Raw genomic sequence first — 24,301 nt, forward strand, 5'->3', positions numbered from 1 at the left:
GAAATCTTCGAGGATGGATAGATACCTCCACCCGTGACGGTCAAGTCCTTCCGATCACACGATGGGTCGCGCGCTTCATTATGCCGTTTCTAGCCGCGGCATTTCTAGTCCTCTACGGACTACCCGATCAGACCACGAGATACTTCGCCTGGACCATTCGGCCCGAAATGACGCCTATCATCATGGGCGCAGGCTATGGAGCCGGTGTGTACTTCTTCTACCGAGTTTCTACTGTCGAGGAGTGGCACAGGGTTTCGTCTGTCTTTCTCGGAATCGCGACCTTCACGTGGCTGATGGCTATCGCCACCGTCCTCCACTGGGAAAATTTCAACCACCGTCACTTCACGTTCGACCTCTGGGTATTTCTCTACGCACTCACTCCCATACTCATTCCAGCGGTTTGGGCGCTCAATCGACGGACCAATCCTGTGGAACTGACAGGCAATGGGCCCCACCTCCCACGAGCAGTGCGGGTGCTTAGCGGTGGTATCGGAGTTCTCCTCACAGTCAGTGCTCTCGGCCTGTTTCTCGCTCCGCAACTCATGATTGATGTGTGGCCGTGGACAGTCTCCCCTTTCACGGCGCAAATTCTGGCGGGATGGTTTGCGCTCTTTGGCGTCGTCAACGGTGTCGTCGTACTCGATCCACGCTGGAGCGCCACACGAATACTGGTCCAAAGTCAGATACTCGGATTCACGTTGGTGCTGATCGGTGTCGTCCGTGCCTGGGCGAACTTCGATCCGTCGAACGTCCTCACGTGGGGTGTCGTCGGAGGGATGACTCTGTATCTAATCGCCATACTTCTACTGTATCTGAGGATGGAAACTCGCTGAACGCCTCTCGAAAACCACGTCTCGTGTTGATGGATACGCCCCCTGCATCTTGCACGGAGCTCTGAACATCATCTGAAGTTGGTAGAAATTCCAGTAACCAGTTCGCACTCTTCAGCGACCAGTCGGTTCAGGCGAGAGTATATCTTAGTGACATCCTCCCGCGCCTAAAGACGCGGGCCTCCCACCCGGTGTTGGCCGGGCAGGTCAATCCGGAAGGTTGGGAGTTTAAGGTTTGCTGGACAGTCAGCCAGTGGCTTTGCCACGAAGCCGTTACTCGTACCCCGTAGGGGCTTCGAGTTACCTGATTGTTTAACGACTGTGGGCGTGGTCGGCTTACGTTTTGATTTTGACTGCAGGTCATGGCAAACACCGAGTCAACTGCCAGTTCTCCACGTACAGTGCGTGATACGATGGTTTGTGACTTAAATTGTCGGATTCATCTGGTGGCTTTAGCCACCAGTATTCTCCTTGAATCTCTATAAGAGGATTTCAACAGAGTGTGAACTACCCTGCCCTACCGCGCTCGGGGCTACCCGCCCCTCGCTTGTTGAGGACAGGGCTTCCTGTTTCTGTGTCGGAATTTATACCCGACGTGGGCACAGGGACTCCAGACTCCGCAGGCGATTTCCCTTTACGGGTGGTTCGGAGTGTCCCACTCTACCAAATGGACACTCGGCCACAATCGACGGTGCGCGCTTTTTGTCGCGCTTGAACACCGTCGGAGGCGTGGTGAGAATCGTACTACCACGTTCGACCGTGTGGGTAGTAAACGTACCGATGAACGTGCAAACAAACTTTGCGGCGTTCACGAGAGCAAAGCTCTCGTGTGCGGACGAGACACGGAACGTCTCGTCAACGCTGTATCCCCTCCCTACTCGTGCCTTCGGCACTCGTTGAGGAAGGGGGCTTAGCGCCTCGATTCAGCTAAAAATACGCTCGCTCAAGGACGACGAGACTGCCCGCCCTGACAGGTGGAGTGAGGTCAACGGCGTGGCTCTCTTTCGCAGCGCCCACAGAACGACGGGAGCGCCCTTCGACCGGCCGTGACGCCACCGACCGAATCGAGGACCGTCCACACGAGAAAAACCAACGGGGGAGAAAAGCGGACTCCAGAGCGAGCAATCGGGACCGAAATACGTACGATAGTCAGCCAGCGAAGAAGTTCTCATTAATAGGTATGATACAACAGTTCCAAATACCATGACACTATTCTATAAGAACATACTATGGATGAGTTTTCATCTCGAGGGGGTGTTCGAGCCGCCGTCACCGTCACACTGGTCGTAATGATGTGCGTCTCGCCAAGCGCGGCGATAACGTCCACCGGGTTATCCTCGGGGACGGTCGGCGACGTGGCGGACTCGCAGTTCATCGCGGCGTCGGATTCGGTGTCGGTGTGGCGGAACGCGCCGTTTCCGCTCCGCGTAGACGCGGCGTCGAGTAGCGGCACGGTCGTCGAGAACCAACGAATGACCGTTCTCGCCGAAGAACAGAGCACCGAGGTACGACTCAACAAACAGCGGTTAGCCGTGTTCAATCCCGACGAGGAGATTCGGATGAGCTTCAAATCCCGCGCGCCGATTACGACGGAGGCGTTCGAGGACGCGGAGGTGCAACTGCTCGTCGCCAAGACCGGACCGAACGCCTCCTCCCTCCTGTCGGGGTCGAACCTCTCGACGAACGGCCTCCTCGAAACGCTGACGGACGCCGAGCGGTCCGAGAACGTCACCTTCGAGCGACAGGACCTCGGGCGCCTTCAGGACGGGGCGACCACCACCTCGTACGACGTCTCCGCGTCCGGGCCCGCCCGCGGACCCGGCCAGTACGCGTTCTTCATCGTCCAGACGACGGAGGGCGAAGGCTTCACCGTCGAAGACGGCTCCCTCTCCGTCGACGGGAAGGCGCGCGTTCTCGGGGCGGATATCGCCCTCGTGCAGGCCGCCGAGGCGTCCGCGTCCGTGTCGACGGAGAACCCGACGCCCGGCGACGAGGTGACGTTCGACGTCGACTCGACGTTCACCCACTCGAACGTGAGCCACGCCGTCGTGCTGTACAACGAATCGCAGTACGCCGATAGCTGGACCCGTCTCACCGTGAGCGGGCCGATGAACGAGACGCTCTCGGCGGACCAAGTGACCGCCACGAGTACGATCGTCGGCGTCAACGGAACGCGGAACGTGGCGGGAACGGCGAGAATCGGCGGCGTGACGCTCGGTGACGGGGTGGTGCAGGGAGAGACGCAGGTCGGCGGTGTCGCCGACTGGCTCGTCGACCGGTCGGACAGTTCGGCAGAGTCCACCGACACGCCCGGGCAGACGACCGGTACGTGGCTCGACGCCTCCGTGACCGCGGTCTCCTCCGAGGACGGCGCGACGACGGTCACCGTCCAGACGGAAGACGGCTGGGCCGACGGGACGTACCGGTACGTCTATCTCGCCCAGGCGCGGGGCCAGAACAACCTCTCGACGACGACCGGGACGGTCCGACTCGGAGTCGACGACCCCCGAGAGGACGAGTCGAACGGAGCGAGCGGTGGCGGAAACGGCGGCGGTAGTAGCAGCGGAAACGCGCCCCCCGCAAAGCAGAAGCCCGCGGCGCCCAGTACGGGCGACATCACCGACGGACGGGCCGACCTCAAGGTCGGTACGGCGATCACGGCGCTCCGCGTCGGCTTCCGCGCCGGCGGCACCGGCGGTTCCGTCACGGCTCGCGAACTGGACGTCCGGCCCGATTCGGTCCCGGCGATCCCGAACGCGAAGGGATTCAGATACGTCGACATAACGGTCCCCCGGGACCGAACCGAAGGCGAAGCGACGCTCCAGTTCGCCGTCGACACCGAGACGCTGGACGACGTCGCCCCGGACCAACTCGTCGTCTACCACTACCACGACGGAGAGTGGTCGGCCTTAGAGACGACCGTCGTCTCGACGGAAGGAGCCGTCGTCACCCTCGAAGCGACGACGCCGGGATTCTCGCTGTTCGCGATCGGTACGGCGGACGCGTCGTCCAGTTCGGACGGGGACGGAGCGGGCCCGGATGATGCGACGTCCGGCGACGACGAGGTATCGGAACCCGAGACCGGAAACGAATCGGCGGACGCCGAGACGCCCGAGGGCGGACTGGGCGACGGTCCGATTCAAGAGGAGGGTGGCTTCGACACCATCCTGATCGGTGCAATCGCGCTGTTCGCCGTCTTGGGCGGCTTCTACATCTACCGAGGCACCCAGTAGCGCTCGACGCACCCGGTCAGGTGGGCGGTCCGCCCCCGAGGACTCCCGGCCCGTCGCCGGTCGGACTCGGGAGCGATTCTCCCGCAATCGATAACGGGGATTCGGTTCTTCCGACTGTTTCTCGCGGCCGTGTCACAGCGCGTTCCCCGCGAGCGAGTCGTCGCCACTCCGGTTTCAGTCTCAGGCGTTTTGTGCGACCGCGCCTCGTAGTCCGGTTGTTCGGCCACGCCGCGCCTCCGTGCGTGCCGGACGCCGATTATCTCGCGTGAATATGTACCGTACGGCTCGCTTGGTCGGGAGATATCGGATTTTACGATGTTCTTCGATCCCCGATATCATTTCAGATTTCTCAATCGTCTTCTATCAGAATACCGTAAACCTGGGTTGGCGGCAGTTTGAGCGCTTTTTCGGGAGAATTCTGGCCCCGGCCCCACACATTATTATCAATTCTGATATCTGAGACATAGAATACAAAAGCGTCCGGTCGGAGATACGGTCGTGAAGCCAGCGATACGGCAGCATAACGGGAGCTTTCGTGAGGTGAGCGACGCCGCCACCGGGACGGTGGGTTCCGATTCTCAGCTGGAAGAACGCGTTCGTCCGGCGGACGTCGTGTTCCTTCTCGCCGTTCCGTGCGTTCTGCTCGCAGTCTTTCTGCTTCCGGTATCGGTTCGACAGGGGCTCGCACTCTCGTACGCGCGGCCGACGGCGCTCACCATGTACGCTTCGCACTTCGTTCATCTGCAGGCGTCGTCGCTCCTGTCGAACCTCCTCGTCTTCTTGCTCGTGGTCTCGCCCGCGCTACTGGCGAGCATCCGGAGCGGTCGGCGCCGGCGGTTCTACGTCGTCGCGTTCACGATACTCCTCGTGTTTCCGTTCGTGCTATCGTCGCTGAACATGCTGTTCCCGCGACCCCGGATCGGAACGGGGTTCTCCGGCATCAACTTCGCCTTCGTCGGCTATCTCCCCCACGCGCTCGCCGACCGAATCGAAGCGGACCGCCCGGCGCCGACGCGGACCGCGAGGACCTTCCTGCCGGCCGTGTTCTTCGTCGGTACGGCGGTTATCGTGCTTCGGATGTCGGCCCCGCTGGGAGTGACACCCCCTACCGGCGACTGGCTCACCGCCATCGGCGCCGGCAGCGTTCTGGCGGTCGGAACCTGTGTGCGGCCGGTGGTTCGGCGTCCGAGACCGCGAACGCGTTCGCTCGTCGGGACGGTTCCGCCGTTGGTGCCGTTCGGAGGTGCGCTGTTCGTGCTCGTCATCGTCGCCGGCTTTCCGTCCAGCGGGTACGGCGGGCGCGTCATCATCAACGTCTTCCTTCACTTTCTCGGGTACTCGTTGGGCTATCTCGTCCCGTACGTCGCGTTCCGAGTGCTCGAAGCCAAGTTCGACTGAGCCGGACGTTCCAGCCGTACACGTTCGTTGAGAAAGCGGGCTTAGCGACTCATTCCGCGAAGAACAGAATACGACTCGGCGTCGTCCGATACGGCCGTCCGAGGACAGCAATCACGGCTGACGCATCGGCGTCGGAGCGCTTTCGACGACCGTCTGAGCGCGGGGAAAGCGAATGCGGATCCGATTCCCGTCGGTCGTCGAATCGAGCGAGATGTCCCCGTCGGAGAGTTCGACGATCCAGTAGATGAGCCAGAGTCCGAGACCGGTGCTGTGAAACACGTTCGTCATCGCGTGCGGGTCCCTGAGTACGTGCGCCTCGATGTCGGGTATCGGGGGCGCGTCGTCTTCGACGCGGAGTTCGATCCCGTCTCGAACCTCCCGGACGGACACGGCGATCGACGGTCGGTCGCGTTCGCTGTGCACGATAGCGTTTTCGAGGAGTTCCGAGACCGCGAGTCGGAGGTTACTCAGCGCGTAGACGACCGCGCTGTCGGGCAGCGAGGAATCGATGTCTGCGTGGGGAAACCGCCGTTCGGTCCGCTCGATTTCGGCGCTGGTGACGGCCGTCAGGTCGACCGAGTCCGACGTGGTCTCCCGGTTCAAGATATCGACGACCTCGCGCTCTTTCTCCGCGCTCTGGAGCAGTTGCTCGCTGGCGGTGCGAATCGTGTCGGTCAGATGTACGGTGTCGCACGTCGTCTCGTCGATGAGGTCGGCGTACCCCAAGATGACGTTGAGCGCGTTTCGGAGGTTGTGGCGAAGCAGGTTGTCCATCACCGAAAGCTGTCGCTCCCGCCGATGTCGGTCGGTCACCTCTCGGGTGAAGCCGCTGATGCGGACGACCTCTCCGCCTTCGAGTATCGGTTGCGCTTGCACCCACACCCACACGCCGTAGTTTCGCTTCGGGTTCACCCGGTACTCCAGGTCGGCGGACTCGCCGCCGGTGAGGCGAGTTATCGCGCGTTCGACCGCCGGGACGTCGTCCGGATGCACCGTTTCCAAGAAGGCGCTCGCATCCCCTTCGAGTTCTTCGACCGACTGTCCGTAGACGGCCTCGTAGGCCGAGTTGACGAACAGGAGTTCGGAGAAATCCCCGGTGAACATCCACAGCACCTCGTCGGTCACCGACGAGATTTCCTGTACGCGAGCGGTGAGTTCCCGATGTTGACGCTCGGCCTCGACCCGGTCGCTGATATCGCGCGAACTCACGACGTAACCGTCGAGTTGGTCGCAGGTCGCGTTCGACATTCGGCTCTCGAACCAGACCCACGAGCCGTCCGCGGTTCGATAGCGGTACTCGACGGTCACGTCGGTGAGCGTCTCGCTGTTGATCGCTCGCCGAAAGACGGCGCAGACGGCATCGAGGTCGTCCGAGTGGACGTACGCGAGGGCGTTCGCGCCGATTAACTCGCCCGTTTCCCAGCCCAAGAGTCGAGAGACCGCATCGTTCGCGTAGAGGATGGTCGCATCCTCGTCGATGACGATAATTTTGTCTTGGGTGTAATCCAGGAGAACGTCGAGATCCATCGAGCAGACGTTGGATAGCAATACATATTAATCTTCTTACCAATCATGTTCTTTGAAAGTGTCTATTTCCTATGACATAATCATCGCCAGTTCGTGCGGGCAGAGCCGTCGGACGCGAGTGAATCGCGCACGCAGGACCGGTGTTCCGTCTCAAACTGAGAGACGAGAGGACGGGCTTATGTCAATTTATTGGTTGTTACTGCAGATAGGGCTCGCACACCCGCTCGACGCCCTCCTTGAACGACACCTCGGGTTCCCATCCGGTCGCCTCGTGCATCTTCGTGTAGTCCGCCATCGTGTCGTGGACGTACACCTCGAAGGGGTTCTCGATGTAAGCGGGTTCGACGTCCGTTCCCAGCGCGTCGTTGATCATCGAGACCATCTCGTTGAACGAATAGCTCTCGCTCGTCCCGAGGTTGTAGATGCCCTGTAGTTGGTGTTCGGCGGCCAGCACCAGTCCACGGACGATATCGTCGACGTGCGTGAAGTCGCGGGTCTGTGAGCCGTCGCCGAACAGTTCGGGTCGCTCGCCGTTGGCGATCTTGTGAGCGAACTGCGCGACGGTGTTGGCGTACTCGCCTTTGTGCTCCTCGGCGCCGCCGAAGCCCTGGTACACCGAGAAGAACCGCATGCCGGCGAGCGACATATCGTAGTGGTGATGGAAGTACTCGGCGTAGCGCTCGCGGGCGAGTTTCGACGCCTCGTACCCCGTTCGCGCGATGACCTCCATGCTCTCAGGCGAGGGTTCGGTGCGAGAGCCGTAGATGGAGGAGGTGGTCGCGTAGACCACGGTGTCACAGTCGTCTTCGCGCGCCTGTTCGACGGCGTTGACGAAACCCTCGATGTTCACGCGGGCGCCCGTCGTCGGGTCCTCCTCGTGCATCTTGTACGAGGAGAGCGCGGCGAGGTGATAGAGCACGTCCACGTCCTCGGTCGGCAGGTCGTCGTCGAGGACGCTCGCGTCGACGAACTCCACGTCCGAAGAGAGATTCTCGGGCGTCCCGAGATAGAGGTCGTCGACGGCGATGACGTCGTTGTCTTCGGCGAGGCGGTTGGCGAGGTTAGAACCGATGAATCCCGCACCACCCGTCACGAGAATTCGCTTATTCTGCATTCGATTATGAGATGCTGAGTCGATGACAAAGGTGTACCGGTGCGGTGAGGAAGTATGTCTGGATCAAAGAGAGGAACCAGCGACCTAGTGGGGTGAGCACGAGCACCTCATCGTGAAGGTGAGGTAGCTACCGGAAGCCTCGTTGACATCCTCCCGCGCCTGAAGACGCGGGAATCCCACGGCACCGCACCGCTGAGTTGGGATATTAAGGTTTGCAGTCCACCACTTCTGTCCGAGGTTGGAATCCTCGGGAGAGGTTATGAAGGTAGACTGCTGGCTGTGCCAACCAGCCGGTACTCCTATCTTCGTCCAAACTGGCCGAAGACTCGGAGTTACTTTGATTGATGTCGAGACGGATGTTCTCCGCGCCATTCACGTCAGCGTTGAACGCATCACCGTGTTCCTCACACACATAGAGACCCCGCTCGACACGCTGACTGTCGTCTACTCTACCGCAGACGCAACACGTTTTGCTCGTGTCGTGTTCTGACACTTCTACGACTTCGATACCCTCGACCTTCGCTTTGTATTCGAGGATGTTCGAGAACCGGTCGAACGCCCATCCATGCAGGTCGAGATTTCCGTGCTTTCCCCAGTTCTTCGACTCGCCGTTGTCGTTCTCGCGGACGCCCTCCAAGTCACCGACGTTGATTCTCCCCACCTCTTTCTTGACACACCGTTCAACGATGTGTTTAGCGAGGCTGTGGAAGAAGTGGGTTCGACGCTCCGACCACTTCGCGTGGAGTCGAGTGGCCCGTTCGCCGCCTGAATCGTCGCACTTTGCAATTTCTTTCGGGAAGTAGTAGCCGTCCTGCTTCAGACGGTTGCCGGGGTACAGGTCGGCGTCCTCGGTGCTGTACGCGACCGCTGCGAAGTTACAGATGCCAAGGTCGAGACCTGCCGTCTCCTCACCGGGTGCGTTGGGCGTCTCTACTTCGTCTTTGCAGACGAGGTGGAGTTCCCAGCATCCCTTTGCCTTATCGTAGACGGCTCTGACCTGTTGTAGGTTTTCGATGGTGACGCCGGGTCGGGTTTCGTATTCGACAAGGATGTATTCCCACGCTTTCGGGTGTTCCTTGTGGTTCGCGCCCTTTGACAGGCGAACGCGGTTGTTCTTGGCGTCGTGTTTGATGCCGTTCTGTTTCCACGTCACCGTGCTTCGAGGGTGTTCTTCGTGGACTCGTCGACCTTCTTGGTCGTAGTAGTTTTCCTTGCGGTAGCCGGGCGGATTCGCACGGTCGTCGGACTTCCTCTTTTCGTACCACGAGTTGAAGGCTTCAGCGAGTTCCTCCAGAACGCGCTGACTGGACTGACTATGCAGTCCCTTGTACTTTTGATGGGTCTTCAACTTGTTTTTGAGGTCGCCGTGGTCGGGAATCTCGCCCGTCTCGTCCCACTCTTTTCGGGAGTGGTAGTTGGCGACGTTCCAGAGCTTGCTGGTACTCCACCCGTGCCGGTCGAGCGGTTCCTCTACCTGTGCGTGGTTGAGGATTTTCGCTCGGTGAGTGCGGTGGAATTCCAGCATTCTGAACGTCTGTATAAGTGCTTATATTCGGTTCTATTGTGAAGATTCGGATTATAGGCGGTGGAATATCTGGCCTTGCTATCGACTGTGGATTGTGGAGGGGTTGTCGGATTCATCCCGCGCCTAAAGGCGCGGGTATTCTCCTCGAATTTCTATAACGACAGGCGAGCGACCTACTCACTGAGGTGTTCAGTTTACCCTATCGAGGCTCTTGGTCCGTCACACGATGACATCCACGAACGCGGACGAGGCCCTGACCGTGACCTGCCCGGGATGCGACGGTGCGTTCTCCGTCGAGATGACGTCGCGCGTCGAACGCACCGACTACAATCCGGATGGCGTCGTCGACGCGGACTGCGGCCGGTGCGGACGGAACTTCGCCGTCGGCTTCCAACGGCGGGGCGGTTCGAAGGCCTGATCGAAGCGTTCGGTATAGGCCGTTTTGAGAGATTGTCTCTCTACTCGTCCGATATCGATAATCGAATATTGGAGACCGACTCTCGGTCGAAATGATGGATCGAACACGGCGGGGACACCGCAGAAGCACGCCGCTGGCGGACGAAAACGCCCAGTCCAATTCATATGAAATTTCTCAAGAGAGTCCACTCAGAATTGGTTTTAATTACACATATACATAGTAGATATACATTCTACTGCTAAATGGGTATTTTCCGTGACGAAAAGTGTAATCGTGGCGAAAATACTATCACAGTCGACCGAGACTCCCGAGTATGGTTAGGCTGTTCACCGATGGCGTAGCGAGAGCGATAGGAGCGTTGCTCCTCGTCGTGGTTCTCTGCATCTCACCGGTCGCCGGCGTAACGGACGTTTCAGCAAACGACACGGGCACCGTCGAGAAGGTGCCCGACACGCAGTTCGTGAAGGCGACGGAGTCCGTGTCGGTATGGAAGAACGCCCTGTTCCCGCTCCGAGTGAACGCCTCGGCGAGCAACGGGACGGTCATCGAGAATCAGATGGTCACGGTCCAAGGGCAGGGCGCCGAGGTGCGCCTCAACAAACAGCAGTTGGCCGTGTTCAATCCCGACGAGGAGATTCAGATGAGCTTCCAGTCGCGGCGCCCCATCACGACGCGCCCCTTCCAGGACGAGGAGGTCCAACTGCTCGTCGCGAAGGCCGGACCGAACGCGTCGACGACGCTGCAGAACACGCCGCGGACCTCCGTGAGCGGCGCGCTGAACTCGGTGATGAAGGCGAACGCCTCCGGCAACGTCTCCTACGAACTCGTCGACCTCGGCGAACTGGAGAAGGGAGCCATCGAGACGTCGTACAACCTCTCTGAGGAGGGCGAGGCTCGCGGCCCCGGTCAGTACATGTTCTTCGTGGTTCAGGACACCGAAGGTGAAGGCTTCACCGTCGAAAACGGCTCGCTCGCCGTCGACGGGAAGGCGCGCGTCCTCGGTATGGACACCGCCCTCGTGCAGGCCGCCGAGGCGTCCGCGTCCGTGTCGACGGAGAACCCGACGCCCGGCGACGAGGTGACGTTCGACGTCAACTCGACGTTCACCCACTCGAACGTGAGCCACGCCGTCGTGCTGTACAACGAATCGCAGTACACGAGCGCTCGCACGCGCATCCGCGTCAACGGCCCGCTCAACACCAACATCTCGGCGGACCAGGTGACGGTGCAGAGCACGCTCGTCGGCGTGAACGGTACGGCGAAAGTCGTCGGTAACGCCTCCGTCGCCGGTGTGAGCGTCGACAACGAGACGGTTCGGGGTCGCACGACGTTCCGCGGCCTCGCCGACTGGATCATCAACCGCGCGAACGCGAGCGGTCAGACGAACGGCACGGCGCCGGCGAGAGGCGGGTCGCCGATGAGGGGCGAGAAGACGTACCTCGACGCCTCCGGCACCCTCGCCGTCTCCACGAACGGGACGGGCACCGTCGACGTCCAGACGGGCGACGACTGGGAGGAGGGCACCTACCGCTACATCTACATCGGACAGGCGAAGGGACAGAACAACCTCTCGACGACGACGGGCACGGTCGAACTCGGTAACGCGACCGTCGAGAACGAGAGCGAGAGTTAAACAGAGAGTCGGAATCGGCCCGAACGCCGGGCCGTCCGGTTTCGAGACTTTTTCGGGAGGGTTCGGAGGACGCGAGACACTTTTGAGCGATGCGTTCGTCGGTCCGGGGACGCAAAGACCGTTCGGCGGGTGCTACTCGATTTCGATCCCCCAGTACTCCGCCAGCGCTCGCTCCACTACCTCGGATTGGTCGCTTTCGGATTCGAGTCGCTCGACGAGTTTCAGATCGATGCTGAGCGTCTTCCGGATCTTTCTCCCCATAAAGGGAGTATCTATAGAGACGGACATATGATTTACTCTGGCCTATCGTACCCGTCTCGAACGGCGACCATCGAGCGGAATCGATAGTGTTCCGATTCTGGTACGTTCTCCCCGGGAGGGGTGTGGCCGCCGCAAGGCGACCGAATCGGCCGACTGGAGCGACGCGGGCCGAGCGTGAAATCGGATTCGGCGGAGCGAACGAAACTCGCCGAGGACAGGGGTACTTTTTTGATACCGACGGGGGATGTTTTACCCGTCAACCGCCCGCGTACCGGCGGAAGAGCCTTTTTACGCGACTAGGAGTGTAACGTTTCTACACGTCAGAGCGTCGAACGGAGCGACGAATCGGCCGGCGGTGAATCGACCGCTCGGCGCCGCGAGTACAGCGGACACGGTGGTGTGGTGAATGTCAGCACGGAGGTGGGGCTACCGCTCCGCGCGGAGCAGTCGGTCGGGGTCGGCGACGAGGAAGACGTAGCCGACGCCGAGGGCGCTTCCCACCGCGAGAAGCAGCGCTCCCAGCCCCGACCCGACGAGGAGCCACGCCGACAGCGGAACGCCGAGTCGAATGCCGAAGACGACGAGCACGTCGGCCCACGAGAGCGCCTGGAGGCAGGCGAACGCCGCCGTGAAGGCGACGACCGTCGCCGGGAGCGCCAGCGTGATCGCGTCGCGCACCAACGCGGCGAGCAGTTGCCGCCGACTCGCGCCAGTCGCGCGGTAGATACCGATGCGGCGGCGGTTCGCGTGGACGGCGTGCGCGAACGTGGCGGCCGTCCCGCCGACCGTGCTCGCGCCGGCGAGGACGATCATGACGAGAAACAGCACGCGCACGTTGCCGAACACGCTCTCGACGGCGCGGCCGATGCCGCTGCCCTGCGAGTACTCCCCCTCGAAGGCGATGGTCGAACTCACCCGCTCGTCGCCCGTCACCTCGTACGTCGTCGTCGCGAGAACGGCGCCGTCAGAGACGACGCGCAGGTCGTACGTCCCCGGCGCGAGCGTCCCGTTGAGCCCTGCGTCCGACGCCGGGACGGTTATCTGCTGGACCTCCCCGCCCGACAGCCTGACCGTCCGCCTCTCCGTCCCCCCGGGCGTCACGAGCGAGACGTTCCGGACGAGGAGCCGCCCCCACGGGTTGCCCACCTGGACGGTGACGGTCGGTCTGGTGAGTTGCGACCCCGACTCCGGGGAGACGTCGATGCGGCCGCTGAGCCGCTGTGGCGCCCCCTCCTCGACGACGAGCGCGTGTTGCTCGCTCGCGTAGCCGTCCTTCTCGATGGTCAGCGTGTACTCGCCCGGTTCGGCGGGGACGGGCATGACCGCACCGCCCGACGACCGGGTCTGTCGCGACCGGTCGCCGAGCGTCACCGTCGCCCCCGACACCAGCGTCTCGTTCGGCGTCGTCGCCGGCACGACCAGCGTCGATCCGGGCGGGGCGCGGGTCGGGTACCCCTCGGGGAGTTGCAGCGTCCGCGGGTCATACACCTGCACCCGCTTGCTCGTTCCGTCGGCCCGAACCGTGTACGTCCCTGGTTCGGGGAAGGTAACGGCCACGTCGGCGCTCGCCGTCTCGTCGGGAGCGAGCGAGAACGCCCGCGTCCGCGTTTGGTTACCGGCGCGGACCGTCACGTTCCGCGTCGTCGCCTCCTCGCCGTAGTTTCTGACCTCGACGGTGACCGTATACGAGTCGTCGACCTGTACGGAGTCGTTCCCGGCGAGGCTGGTCACGGCGAGGCCGCCCGGTCGCTGCGAGAGTCGCTCGAAGTCCTCGGCGGTTCCGTTCGTCCGGATGAGGTGAACTTCCCCCTCCCCGGTCGCCAGCGTCTGCGCGGTGCTCAGCGGCAACACGAGTTGGTCGTCGGTGATGCCGCTCCCCGAGAAGCGGCCGACGACGGTCACCCGCCGGACGCCCGGCGTGACGCTCCCGCCGAGGGTGAGCGTCTCGCCGACTTCGACGTTCAGCGTCTTCGCGAGACTCGCTCCGATGACCGCCTGGTCGTACGCCCGCGGGGCGTGCCCAGCGACGAGTCGCGCGTCCGTCACCTGCCCGAAGGCGGTGAAGTTCGCGCCGCGGACGAGGTAGGGGTCGCCGTCGATCGTCTGCGCGTACAGCACCTCCGGGCTGGCAGCGATACCCTCGTCGCGAAGCATCGGCGCGTACTCCTCGCTGATTCGACTGTTCAGCGGGTGGACCGACCCCGCCTCGGTGACGGTCCCGCTCTCGGTCGTCGCCAGCGGCGCGATGGCGCCGCCGATGGCCGTAACCAAGAGGACGACCAGCATGAACACGGTCAGCGTCGTCGTCGTCGGCACCGCCGCGCGCCAGTCGACGAACGTCGGGCGGACGGCCGCGGCGAGCGCTCGAAGGCGCGCGCCGAGCGAATCCGATTCGTCCCCCACACCACCGTGTCCGCTGAACTGACCGCCGCGAGAGTCGCGGCCGATGGCCATCGGGTCGCCCCGGACGACGGGAAGCGTGGCGAGGACGCCCGCGAGCAGGCCCATCCCGACGAGGAAGCCGCCGACGAGCACGACGGCGCGGAAGATAGAGGCCGTGATCACCGCCTGGATGGAGACGATGAAGCCGGCGTACGTCGCCGCGTTGATGACCGCCTTCACCGCGATGAGACCGAGCGCGAACCCGAGGAGGACGCCCGTCCCCGTCAGCCCGAGCACCCGAAGGAGGAGGACGGCGAACAGGCGGGTCGGGGAGGCGCCCGTCGCGCGGGCCACGCGGAGTTCGGGGTGTCGGTCCCGGATGGACATCCGCGTGACGCTGTAGACGACGACGACGACGAGAAGGCCGCCGCCGACGGCCGCGATGGAGAGCGTCCGAACCACCTGCCCGAGGCCGCCGACGAGGAAGGGAAGCGCGGCGATGAGCGGCGCGCCCTCGCGTTGCCACGTCGACCGTCCGTCCGCTGCCGATCGGCCGGTGTCGACGACGAGCGCCCCCGTATCCCCGAGCGACGCTACCGCCTCCGCCGACCCGACGTACCACTCCGCCGGGAAGATGGTGCGTTCGTCGGGGTGGGGAGCCACTTGGACGGAGGCACCGCCGAGGCGCTGTTGCGTCGAACTCTGGACCGGGCCGGTGAAGCCACTGTCGGGCGCCGCGGGCACGCTTGCCGGATTCCACGCCACCGACGCGCTCTCGATGCGCGGCGGCGCGTCCGGCGGCACGCCGACAACCGTCTGACGCGCACCGTCGCCCGTTTCGGCCGTCGTGACGGGGAAGACTATTTCGTCGGCGGCGCTCGCGTCGGCGTCGGCGAGAGCGTCGTCGTACGAGGCGTCGTACCTCACCGTCGCCGAACTCCCTAGGTCGCCCTCCAGCGTCGAGACGTAGGAGCCGACGGTGAGCAGCAAGACGACCGAACCGATGAGGAAGGCCGTCGTGACGGCGACGACGGCGACGGTCAGCCACTCCCGGCGCGACCACGACGAGACGAGCGTCGACTCAAACCGCATCGGTGTCGCGGACGCGGTGCCGGCCGCGGGGACGGCGTCGGCCGCCGGGGTGGCGTCGGTCGTCGCTCATTGGGGGAGGGAGTAGTCTATCTCGTCGTCCGCGCCGGCGGTGAGCCGGCCGTCTCGCAGGAGGACCGTCTCCTCGAACCGGGGTTCCAGCCCGCGGTCGTGGCTGATGAGCACCAAGGCGGTGTCCGTCCGCTCTCTGACGCCGAACAGCAGGTCGAGCACCTTCTCGGCCGTCCGCGGGTCGAGTTGTCCCGTCGGTTCGTCGGCGAGGACGACGTCGGGCCGGTTCGCCAGCGACCGGGCGATGGCGACGCGCTGTTTCTCCCCGCCGCTCAGCGTCGCGGGGTACTGCGACCGCAGGTCCGAGATATCGAGCGCGTCGAACAGTTCCCCCAGCCACTCCTCGTCGCGGCTCCCGGTGTGGTCCTGCGGGAGGGCGGCGTTGTCCCACGCCGAGAGGTCGGGGATGAGCTGGAAGTCCTGAAAGACGAAGCCGATGGTGTCGCGGCGGATGGCCGCGCGCTTGCGCTCGGGGAGGGAACTCGCGTCCTCGCCGTTGACGTAGAGCGTTCCGCTGGTCGGCGTGCTCAGGAGGCCGAGGACGTTGAACAGGGTGGACTTCCCCGCACCGCTCGCCCCCCGGACGAGCAGGGAGGCGTCGGGGGCGACCGAGAGGGAGACGTCTTCGAGTATCGCGCTCCCCCCGCGCTCGACGGTGAGTCGGTCGCCGCGAAGGACGGGACCAGTCATGTGGCGAAGCGTTCACACTTCTCCTATGTAGGTCATTTGTTCCGGCGGGTGTCAGGACGGCAGGGTCGGGCGGACGCGGCCCGTCAGGTTCGATCGCTCACCCGGTCCGTTATCGTGGGCGTCAGAGTCGTGACGCTGGCCGCCACGGCGGTGCCGACGACGGTCACGAGGAGGAGCGGATTCGTGACGTAAATCGCGACCCACGGGACCGCGGTCGGGACGCCGGCGGCGAGGGCGCTCAGAACGACCCACGAGGACGCCGCGCGGAGCACGCCTACCAACCAGATGCCGGTCGCGACGGCGATTGCCGCACTGATCTGCGGGCGGGTGGGTAGCGCGTCAGGAATCCAAGCACATCTCGGGCTGGCAGGGCCGGCCGACGCCCGCCGACCGAAAGCGCTAGCAGCCCGTTTCACCGGGTTCGGTCGGCATCGAGACGGCGACCGGGTCCAACCCGTTCGCGGTGTACACGACGTTGCGCGAGTCCAGCCACCCCTCGTACGTCGACCGCGTGACCGTCTGGGGGGAAGAGGGGAACAGATGCGCGCCCGTCGTCGTCCACGAGCGCTGGGAGACGACCGGACAGGTGGGACTCGGCCCGCCGGTGAGCCAACTCGCCGCCGGTCCCACGGCGGCGTCGCTCCCGAAGATGTAGGCGCCGACGCGGGTGAGCGTGTGGTCGCCGGTCCACGCGCGGTCGGTGTGTGTGCCGAGGAACGCGACGCCCCGATACTCCGAGTCGAGCGTCGTACTCGGCGCGGAGGCGGTGTCCATGTTGAGGTACGCCAGCGGCGCGGAGGCGACGACGGTGAGGACGACGAGCGCCGCGAGGGCCACGGAGAGGGCCCGTCTCGACCCGCTGGCGGAGGGGCGTTCGAGTTCGAACACCCGCACCAGCGTCACCGCCGCGAGGGCGAGTGCGGGAAAGTGCAGGAACGTCTGCGCGCGCATCGCCGTCGCGAAGTACTCCGGCGTGAGCGAGGCGGTGAGGCTGAACCCGATGACGGCGGCCGGTGCGGCGAACAGGGCGACGAGCAGCGTCGCGCCGCGGTAGGTGTCCAACACGTCCAGGGAGGGCGCCGCGGCGACGGCGACGAAGACGAGGAGGCCGACGAGGGCGAGGACGAGACGCGGCGTGCTCACCGTCCCCGGGAAGATAGGGGTGAAGGCGTTCAACAGCACGACGGCGAAGAACGTCCCCACGACGGCGAGGTAGACGCCCTGTCGGATTCGGAGGCCGGTGTGTTGGAACCAGACGACGCCGATGACGAGGACGATGACCCACGCGACGAACAGGCCGGGGTAGGCGGTGACGCGGTCGACGTACGGGACGGTGAGCGACAGTCGCGTCGCGACGGCGCCGTAGTAGACGGCGACGTACGCCCAGAAGCCGCCCGCGATAGCAACGCCGACGACGAGCGAACGCGCGGAGAGCGTCTCCGAGACGTGCCGGGCGGTCAGCGCGGTGACGACCAGTCCCACGACGAACGACGTGAACGTGTGCAAGAGCGGAAACGCGCCGAGGAGGAAGGCGACGAGGCCGTACCAGCGGCGCTCGCCCGTCCGGTAGGCGTAGTGGAGCGCGAACGCCACGGTGAGCGTGAGCAGGATGCCGACGATTTCCTCGTCGGGCACCAGCGTCCGGCGCAGGAACAGTCCCTCGACGGCGAGGAGGCCGGCCGTGGCGACGGCCACCGACGACGGGGAGACCGACAGGCGCGTCGAGTCGCGGACGACGCGGCGGGCGAGGACGGCGCCGACGACGCAGACCAGCGTTCCGACGACGGACGCGAGCGGTTGGGCGACGAAGAGGGGGTCTGCGTCGAAGACGAGGCCGGCGGTCGCAAAGAGCGTCGTGAACAGGAGGCTGTCGGCCCGGTCGGTGAAGGGGAACGCCCCGGTGTCGACGACCGTGCGGGCCAGTGCGGCGTAGTTGAAGCCGTCGAGCGTCGAGGGGTAGGGACTCCAGTAGAGGGGGGCGGCGCGGAAGGCGAGCGCCACGGACACGACGGCGACGAGGAGGAGACCGACCCGGCGGCGGCGGCTCATTTACTCATCACTTCCCGACGGCGTCGGTATATGTCTATCTACTAAGAGCGTCGCCGGGTCGCGCCGGACGACGGCGACGGCGGCCAACATCGCGCTGACGAGCGAGAGCGCGACGCCGCAGGCGAGCGCTCCGAGGGCGATTCCCGGGGAGAGGGAGGGTTCCAACACGAGACCGAACACGCGGAGTTCGCCGACGGCGAGCAGCGCTCGAACCAGGAGATAGGCCACCGCCATCGAGAGCACCGCCGCCGTCGTCCCGATTTTGAGCGCGTCGACGAACACGTCGGCGAAGACGGAGCGGGGGTCCGCCCCCGTCGCGCGCCGGATGCCGATTTCGCGCTTGGCGGTGTGAACCGCGCGGGTGAACGCCGCGGTGGTGCTGCCGACGGTCATCACGCCGAGCAGCGAGACGACGGCGAGAACGAGCACCTCGATGTTGCCGAACGCCACCTGTATCGCCTGCGTGATGCCGCCGCCGCCCGAGAACTGCCCGCTCTGCGCCAGCGCCGCGCCGAGGCGGGCGTCGCCGCTGACGGTGTAGGTCGAACTCGCGCGCGCGCCGGCCGCCGTCGACGCCGTCACCGCGTACGACCCGGCCGGTCGCTGCGGAATCTCGACAGCGAGACGCGCCGTCTCGCCCGGTTCGAGCGCCAGCGACTCCGTCCGCTCGACGCCCGGCCCGGTCACGGAGAGGTTCGCCTCGACCGCCTCCTCCCACGGATTCCGGGCCGCGACGGTCGCCTCCGGGCGCGTGAAGATGCTCGGCGCGTCCGGCGAGACGGTCACGTCCAGTATCGGCGCCCGCTCCGCGCCCGGCGCGACGGTGACGTTCGTCCGCGCGCTCCGCCCCTCGTGTTCGGCGACGACGGTGGCGTTGCCGGCCGTCCGGAGCGTGATCCGCGCGTCGCCGTTCTCGTCGGTGGTCGTCGTTTGCCCGTCGGCACTGACCGTCGCGCCGGCGACCGGTCGACCGTTTCGGAGCACCCTGACGGCCGGCGTACCGTCGACGGGCGCGCGGGCGGGCGCTTCGACGACGAGGCCCGCGCTGTCAGCGTCGAGTGCCACCAGCGAGTCGCCGTCGACGGTGACGTTCTTGCGCACGTCGCCGACGACGAGCGGGTACGTCCCGTCCGAGAGGTTCTCGAAGGAGACGAACGCGCGTTCGGAACGTCGGCCGTCGACCGTCACCTCCGCCGTGCGCGTCCGGTCGCCGAGTCGCACCTCGACCTCCCGGGTCGCCTCGCTCAGTCCGAGGTTGGTCACGCCGACGGCGACGCCGGGGGTTCCGTTCTCGGTGCCGACGCGGGCGCTGGTGACGACGATGGTGGAGGTGCCGGCGGCGTCGGCGTCGAGTCCGTCGGTCCGGACGAACTGGACGGAGTCCCCGCCGGTAGTCGACATCTCGCGGGCGGCCGACAGCGAAACGAGCAGTTGGTCGTCCTGGATGCCCTCCCCCGAGAACGTGCCCGTGAGTTCGAGGCGCATCACGCTGGCGTCGGTGCTCCCGCCGAGGACGATGGTGTCGCCGGGCGACAGCCCGGTCGACCGCGCGAGGTCCGCGCCGACCAGCGCTTCGTTCTCCGCGTCGGGCGCCTCGCCGCGCGCCACTTCGACGCCCGAGAGCGCCCGATAGGCGGTGAAGTTCACCCCCCTGGCGACGATGGGTTGTCCCTCGTACACCTCGAACAGGAGTATTTCGGGGCTCGCCGTCGCTCCCTGCGCCCGAAGCGCGTCCGCGTACGCGGCCGGGACGCTGCTGGCGATGGGGTGCGGCGCGTCCGGTTGGGTGATGGTCTCGCCCGTGTCCGCCAGCGGACCGACCGCGCCCGCCACCGCGGTGAGCAGGAGGAGGGCGGCCATGAACACCGACAGCGTCGCCGCCGTCGGCACGAGGGCGTCCCATTCGACGAGTCGCGTCCCGACGAGGCGGCCGAGTCGGTCGCGGAGGCGTCTCGCGTCGGGACGCTCTGGTCCGGTGAGTGCGGCCGGGTCCCCCGTCGCGCCGCGGGAGGCGGCGAGGAGGCCCGCCAGTCCGCCGACGAGAAGGAAGAAGGCGACCGCCGGGAGGAGGACGGCGAGGACAGATTCGGTCACCTGCGCGCTCAGCGTCGTCGGGAGGCCGCGGTAGACGGCGACGTTGACGACGGCGCGGACGAGGATGAGGCCGAAGCCGTACCCCGCCGCGGTGCCCACGGCGGTGAGCGTGAGCGCTCGGACCGTGAACAGCCGGAGTATCTGAAACGGCGTCGCCCCGGTCGAGCGGAGGACTGCGATGTCGGGCCGGCGCTCGCGGACCGTGATCTGGACGACGCTGTAGATGGTCACGGCGACGAGGACGCCCGCTGCGAGGGTGGCCAGTTGCAGGAGGCGGACGAGTTCGGCGGCCCCGCGGACGAAAAATTCCAGCGCGGAGAGCAGCGGCGTCTCCGCACGCGTCTCCGTCTTCCGGATGGTCACCGCGGATGACCCCTCGAACGCGGCGGCCGTCTCGGAGTCGGTCACGTACCACGCGTCGGGGAGCACCGGCCGCGACTCCCGCGGTTGGACCCGAACGGTCCGATCGCCGACCGAAACCCGTCTCCCGGCGCCCTGATAGTCGGCGCTCGCGAGGACGCCGGGGTCGGGCGGCGGGAACTCGACCGTCTGCCCTCTGACGGTGATGCTCGGCGCCCCCCGCGGGACGCCGACGACGGTCACCTGCTCGCCGTCGATGGTCGTCTCGGCGACGGTGAGTTCGATAATCGCCGCGCCGTCGCCCCGCCCGGTGTCGTCGATACCGTACGGTGTCTCGAACTGCGCCGCGATGGCCGTGGTCTGGGACCCGAGCGCGACGCCCAGCACGGCCGCCCCGACGAGGAAGGAGACGGTAAGCGCGATGACGACGACGGCCAGCGTGTCGCGCCGCGCCCACCCGAAGGAGAGTGCTCGTCGGTATCCCATCTGGTCTGTCGGCCTCTTCGCGCCGGCGACCAAATATGTGTGTGTTCTCCGGGACGAAAGCGGCCGCCGGCGGTGTCGGTGTACGACTGCAGGAAGCGGCGAATCGATTCGACGGGGACACCACCGTTTCCGCCGTTCTTTTCGCTTCGATAGGGGAGGGCTGCATCGTCATCCGGTTCGGGAGAGAGCAGCATCTCGCGCGTTCGTATACGGACACGCCCGAGAGAGGGTAGTCGGGTGAGACATCGTTACCGAATGGCGCGGATGTCGCCGTGTCCGACTCCTCCTCTCCCGAGCGATTCGATAGCGAAGCCGCGGTCGGTGAGCCAGTTGTGAAGTCTGGCCGGCGAGTCGCCGAAGGGAGCGAGACGCTCTGAGACTTCACAGTGGATGAGACGACACTCCTCCAAGACGCCGTCCAGCCCCTCCAGTGCCCGGAGTTCGGCACCCTCGATATCGAGTTTCACGACTGTGGGAAGGGGAAGGTCATGCCGTGTGACGATGTCCTCGCCGCGGTAAAGCGGCACCGTCTCGTCGCCATTGCCGTCGGGCGAGATGTGGAGAAGCGAACCGCTCTTACTGCCACCGACGACGTTCCCCTGCGTGGTCGTTCGGTCTGAGAGACCACACCCGAACGTCCGGACGTCGACGCCGTTCAGCGTCGCGTTCTCGCGGACTCGCTCCACATTCGCCGGAAGTGGTTCAAACGCGTACACCTCGGAGACATCGGCACGCGCAGCGGTCACCGAGTAGACGCCGACGTGTGCGCCAACGTCGAACACGACGTCGTTCGGACGGAGGTCCGATGCGAACTGTGTGAGGTTGTCGAGTTCGTTGTAGACGGGCCAGAAGTGGCGGATTTCGTCCCCGGTTTCGGTTCGGAACGTCAGCCCACCCACGGAGGGGACAGTGAACGACCGCGTATCCGGACCGAAACGGCGTACGCCGCCTCGAAACGCCTGCATCGGCACTAACGCGGCATCTGTCATGCGCTGGGACTGTAGTATCTTACCACGCACTCGGAGCAAAATATCGCCTAATATTGTCATTCAGAATTGATTTGTTTGCTTGTTAATATAACTAATCCTCATTCGCAGTAGGTCCTCCGGCAGTGGCAACAGCGGCGAAGTTTATCGTCTGCCAGGTCGAATCACCCCCGTCTGCCGTGATGACGTCCCGAGGCGCCTGAAGAGCGATAGCGTCCTAATCGCTAATAGCTCCCCTATCGAACCTCTCGCATGAATCGACTCGGAGGGATGCACGCCTCATCGACCGGAGGCCATCAACTCTTCGAGGGAGTCGAAGGTCCGTCCGACGAGTCTACAGTCGGGAACAAAGAGATCTCCGTCGTTCGTGTGGCGATTGCGGTCCGGAGTAGAACCCGGCGAGTCTGCTGCAAACCCGGGGTTATTGTTCGAGGGAGCGCTACCGCGCTTATGGATATCGGATTCGGACTGTTGAGCGCCCAGCGACGCCCCGACGACGACCGCTCGGCGGCCGCCATCTACGACGAACTGCTCGAACTCGGCGAGACGGCCGACCGAGTGGGTCTCGACAGCGTCTGGACGTCCGAGCACCACTTCAGGGACGACGAGTACCTCTCCGGGACGATGCCCGCGCTCAGCGCGCTCGCGGCTCGGACCGACGACGTGGAACTCGGGTCAGGAGTCGCGCTCGCGCCGCTCTACGATTCGGTCCGCCTCGCAGAGGATTCTGCGACGGTCCAGGCGCTCTCGAACGGGCGACTCACCCTCGGTCTCTCCATCGGCTACTTGGACGAGGAGTTCCGAGAGTTCGGCGTCCCGAAGGACGAGCGCACCGACCGGACCGAGGACGCCGTCCGCCTGCTCCGCGACGCGTGGGAACCGGGACCGCTGGACTACGACCCCGAATTCCACCCCGTCTCGCCGGAGACGACGGTGACGCCGACGCCGGACTCGCCGCCGCGACTCGTGCTCGGCGCGGTGGCGAAACCCGCCGTCCGGCGCGCGGCCCGCATGGCCGACGGCTGGTGCGCCAACGAGGCGCTTTCGGTCGATGACATCCGAAAGCGCAAGGAGGACATCGAGCGCGTGCGGGAAACGGAGGGCATCGACGGCGACTTCACGTTCTACGTGATTCAGTACGGGTTCGTCGGCGACAGCTACGAGGAGGCGTGGGAGACCGTCCGAGAGAGCTACTTCTATCAGCAGCGCAAGTACCAGGAGTGGGCCGAGGAGGAGTCCATCGACGAACTCCCCGAAGGGCGGAGGCGGGACCTCGAAGACGCGGCGCTCGTCGGAACAGCGGAGGACGTCGTCGAGGACCTCGAAACGTACCGCGACGCCCTCGGCGACGACATCCACTTCGTCTTCCGGTCGTACTACCCCGGAGTCGAGACCGAGAAGATGACCCGGAGTCTCGAACGACTGGGCGAGGACGTGCTGCCGCACCTCTGAGGTCGGATCACGGCCGTCCGCGACCGGGCGCGTCGCTTCGTCATCCGGAGGGGGGAGCGGACGGACTCTTCGGAGGAACGCTGAACAGGGATAAACACCGCCTGCTGTTACCCCGGACACTTACTATCCGGCAGAGCAAGGCCGAGATAATGGGTAGTCCGACGGCCCCGACGGGGCGTGCGCCGAGCGAGCAGGGAGCGACGAGGGTGAGCGAGTACCGATGAACCCGGGAATCCTGTACGGGGTGATAACGATGTTCGCGTGGGGAATCTGGATCGTACTGGGCGACGCCGCCTCGGACTCGATAGACCCCGAGATGGCCGCGTTCATCACGTACTTCGTCGCGACCATCGTGGCGGGCATCTACGTCCTCGTCTCCGACGTCTCGCTCGCCGTCACGGAGCGCGGAGTGGTGCTGTCCTCTCTCGCCGGCCTCGGAGCGGTAACCGGCGTCGTCGCGACGTACATCGGGGTCTCCGTCGGGTCGACGGCCCTCGTCACCACCCTCGGCGGGATGTACTTCGTCATCACGGCGGTCATCAGCGTCCTCGTCCTCGGTGAACCGCTATCGGTGAACAAAATCGCCGGTATCTGTCTGGCGTTGGCCGCTATCGTCGTCATCAATCAGTAGCGGCGCTCGGGCGGCTTACCGCCGCTGAGCGGTCCCGTCGGTCGGAAAGGTTCCCGGGGAGGGGGTCCGAC

General features: G+C 64.9%; 17 protein-coding genes. 7 read left to right on the forward strand and 10 right to left on the reverse strand.

All coding sequences use genetic code 11. The features are described 5' to 3' along the window. Positions 1–167 precede the first annotated feature (167 nt). From C474_RS08865 to C474_RS08875, 3 genes are all read left to right on the forward strand, one after another. Positions 168–833: a hypothetical protein gene (locus C474_RS08865; protein WP_152421633.1), complete on the forward strand. Its 666-nt coding sequence runs from the start codon at positions 168–170 to the stop codon at positions 831–833. Positions 834–2,185: 1,352 nt separating this feature from the next. Beyond that, positions 2,186–4,063 (forward strand): PGF-pre-PGF domain-containing protein, encoded by a 1,878-nt coding sequence (locus tag C474_RS08870; RefSeq protein WP_152421634.1) that lies wholly within the window; start codon positions 2,186–2,188, stop codon positions 4,061–4,063. 717 nt (positions 4,064–4,780) lie between these two features. After that, a complete protein-coding gene (locus tag C474_RS08875) occupies positions 4,781–5,461 on the forward strand; it encodes a hypothetical protein (protein ID WP_152421635.1) in 681 nt (226 codons plus the stop codon). A 111-nt stretch (positions 5,462–5,572) separates the two neighbouring features. Here C474_RS08875 and C474_RS08880 read toward each other — a convergent pair whose 3' ends face one another. The 3 genes from C474_RS08880 to C474_RS08890 all read right to left on the reverse strand — a co-directional run bounded on the left by C474_RS08880 (position 5,573) and on the right by C474_RS08890 (position 9,627). Then, positions 5,573–6,988, reverse strand: a complete 1,416-nt coding sequence (locus tag C474_RS08880; RefSeq protein WP_008386002.1) for a PAS domain-containing sensor histidine kinase — start codon at positions 6,986–6,988, stop codon at positions 5,573–5,575. A gap of 196 nt (positions 6,989–7,184) precedes the next feature. Continuing rightward, the gene (locus C474_RS08885) at positions 7,185–8,102 is read right to left on the reverse strand and encodes an NAD-dependent epimerase/dehydratase family protein (RefSeq protein ID WP_008386004.1); all 918 of its coding nucleotides are present in this window, start codon (positions 8,100–8,102) and stop codon (positions 7,185–7,187) included. Positions 8,103–8,307: 205 nt separating this feature from the next. Beyond that, positions 8,308–9,627: an RNA-guided endonuclease InsQ/TnpB family protein gene (locus C474_RS08890; RefSeq protein ID WP_008386005.1), complete on the reverse strand. Its 1,320-nt coding sequence runs from the start codon at positions 9,625–9,627 to the stop codon at positions 8,308–8,310. Between the two features lie 226 nt (positions 9,628–9,853). Between C474_RS08890 and C474_RS08895 the strand changes: the two genes are divergently transcribed. Then, the gene (locus C474_RS08895; protein ID WP_008386007.1) at positions 9,854–10,045 is read left to right on the forward strand and encodes a hypothetical protein; all 192 of its coding nucleotides are present in this window, start codon (positions 9,854–9,856) and stop codon (positions 10,043–10,045) included. A gap of 313 nt (positions 10,046–10,358) precedes the next feature. Continuing rightward, on the forward strand, positions 10,359–11,678 hold the full coding sequence (locus C474_RS08900) for a hypothetical protein (protein ID WP_152421636.1): 1,320 nt from the start codon (positions 10,359–10,361) through the stop codon (positions 11,676–11,678). Between the two features lie 132 nt (positions 11,679–11,810). Here C474_RS08900 and C474_RS23315 read toward each other — a convergent pair whose 3' ends face one another. From C474_RS23315 to C474_RS08930, 7 genes are all read right to left on the reverse strand, one after another. Next, positions 11,811–11,939 carry a hypothetical protein gene (locus C474_RS23315; RefSeq protein ID WP_275039810.1) on the reverse strand — a complete coding sequence of 43 codons (129 nt, stop codon included), beginning with the start codon at positions 11,937–11,939 and terminating at the stop codon, positions 11,811–11,813. A 426-nt stretch (positions 11,940–12,365) separates the two neighbouring features. Further along, positions 12,366–15,413, reverse strand: coding sequence for an FtsX-like permease family protein (locus C474_RS08905; RefSeq protein WP_008386011.1), 3,048 nt, complete (start codon positions 15,411–15,413; stop codon positions 12,366–12,368). 66 nt (positions 15,414–15,479) lie between these two features. After that, positions 15,480–16,172: an ABC transporter ATP-binding protein gene (locus C474_RS08910; protein WP_008386013.1), complete on the reverse strand. Its 693-nt coding sequence runs from the start codon at positions 16,170–16,172 to the stop codon at positions 15,480–15,482. An 83-nt stretch (positions 16,173–16,255) separates the two neighbouring features. Continuing rightward, a complete protein-coding gene (locus C474_RS08915; RefSeq protein ID WP_152421637.1) occupies positions 16,256–16,453 on the reverse strand; it encodes a hypothetical protein in 198 nt (65 codons plus the stop codon). A gap of 118 nt (positions 16,454–16,571) precedes the next feature. Continuing rightward, on the reverse strand, positions 16,572–18,221 hold the full coding sequence (locus tag C474_RS08920) for a hypothetical protein (RefSeq protein WP_008386016.1): 1,650 nt from the start codon (positions 18,219–18,221) through the stop codon (positions 16,572–16,574). Further along, entirely contained in the window at positions 18,222–21,161 is a 2,940-nt protein-coding gene (locus C474_RS08925) for an FtsX-like permease family protein (RefSeq protein WP_008386018.1), read from the reverse strand. A 248-nt stretch (positions 21,162–21,409) separates the two neighbouring features. Beyond that, complete coding sequence (locus tag C474_RS08930; protein ID WP_008386021.1) at positions 21,410–22,060, reverse strand: FkbM family methyltransferase; 651 nt, start codon at positions 22,058–22,060, stop codon at positions 21,410–21,412. A gap of 537 nt (positions 22,061–22,597) precedes the next feature. Here C474_RS08930 and C474_RS08935 point away from each other — a divergent pair. After that, positions 22,598–23,599, forward strand: a complete 1,002-nt coding sequence (locus tag C474_RS08935) for an LLM class flavin-dependent oxidoreductase (RefSeq protein WP_008386023.1) — start codon at positions 22,598–22,600, stop codon at positions 23,597–23,599. A gap of 220 nt (positions 23,600–23,819) precedes the next feature. After that, the gene (locus C474_RS08940) at positions 23,820–24,230 is read left to right on the forward strand and encodes an EamA family transporter (RefSeq protein ID WP_008386024.1); all 411 of its coding nucleotides are present in this window, start codon (positions 23,820–23,822) and stop codon (positions 24,228–24,230) included. Positions 24,231–24,301: the final 71 nt, after the last annotated feature.

The sequence above is a fragment of the Halogeometricum pallidum JCM 14848 genome (genome assembly GCF_000337095.1).
Lineage (GTDB): Archaea > Halobacteriota > Halobacteria > Halobacteriales > Haloferacaceae > Halogeometricum > Halogeometricum pallidum.

Excerpts from the sequence above, each read along its gene's own strand:
- C474_RS08925 (WP_008386018.1), bottom strand. The coding sequence starts at position 21,161 with ATGGGATACCGACGAGCACTCTCCTTCGGGTGGGCGCGGCGCGACACG.
- C474_RS08940 (WP_008386024.1), top strand. The coding sequence starts at position 23,820 with ATGAACCCGGGAATCCTGTACGGGGTGATAACGATGTTCGCGTGGGGA.
- C474_RS08890 (WP_008386005.1), bottom strand. The coding sequence starts at position 9,627 with ATGCTGGAATTCCACCGCACTCACCGAGCGAAAATCCTCAACCACGCA.
- C474_RS23315 (WP_275039810.1), bottom strand. The coding sequence starts at position 11,939 with ATGGGGAGAAAGATCCGGAAGACGCTCAGCATCGATCTGAAACTCGTC.
- C474_RS08865 (WP_152421633.1), top strand. The coding sequence starts at position 168 with ATGACGCCTATCATCATGGGCGCAGGCTATGGAGCCGGTGTGTACTTC.
- C474_RS08900 (WP_152421636.1), top strand. The coding sequence starts at position 10,359 with ATGGTTAGGCTGTTCACCGATGGCGTAGCGAGAGCGATAGGAGCGTTG.
- C474_RS08935 (WP_008386023.1), top strand. The coding sequence starts at position 22,598 with ATGGATATCGGATTCGGACTGTTGAGCGCCCAGCGACGCCCCGACGAC.
- C474_RS08905 (WP_008386011.1), bottom strand. The coding sequence starts at position 15,413 with ATGCGGTTTGAGTCGACGCTCGTCTCGTCGTGGTCGCGCCGGGAGTGG.
- C474_RS08885 (WP_008386004.1), bottom strand. The coding sequence starts at position 8,102 with ATGCAGAATAAGCGAATTCTCGTGACGGGTGGTGCGGGATTCATCGGT.
- C474_RS08910 (WP_008386013.1), bottom strand. The coding sequence starts at position 16,172 with ATGACTGGTCCCGTCCTTCGCGGCGACCGACTCACCGTCGAGCGCGGG.
- C474_RS08920 (WP_008386016.1), bottom strand. The coding sequence starts at position 18,221 with ATGAGCCGCCGCCGCCGGGTCGGTCTCCTCCTCGTCGCCGTCGTGTCC.
- C474_RS08895 (WP_008386007.1), top strand. The coding sequence starts at position 9,854 with ATGACATCCACGAACGCGGACGAGGCCCTGACCGTGACCTGCCCGGGA.
- C474_RS08875 (WP_152421635.1), top strand. The coding sequence starts at position 4,781 with ATGTACGCTTCGCACTTCGTTCATCTGCAGGCGTCGTCGCTCCTGTCG.
- C474_RS08880 (WP_008386002.1), bottom strand. The coding sequence starts at position 6,988 with ATGGATCTCGACGTTCTCCTGGATTACACCCAAGACAAAATTATCGTC.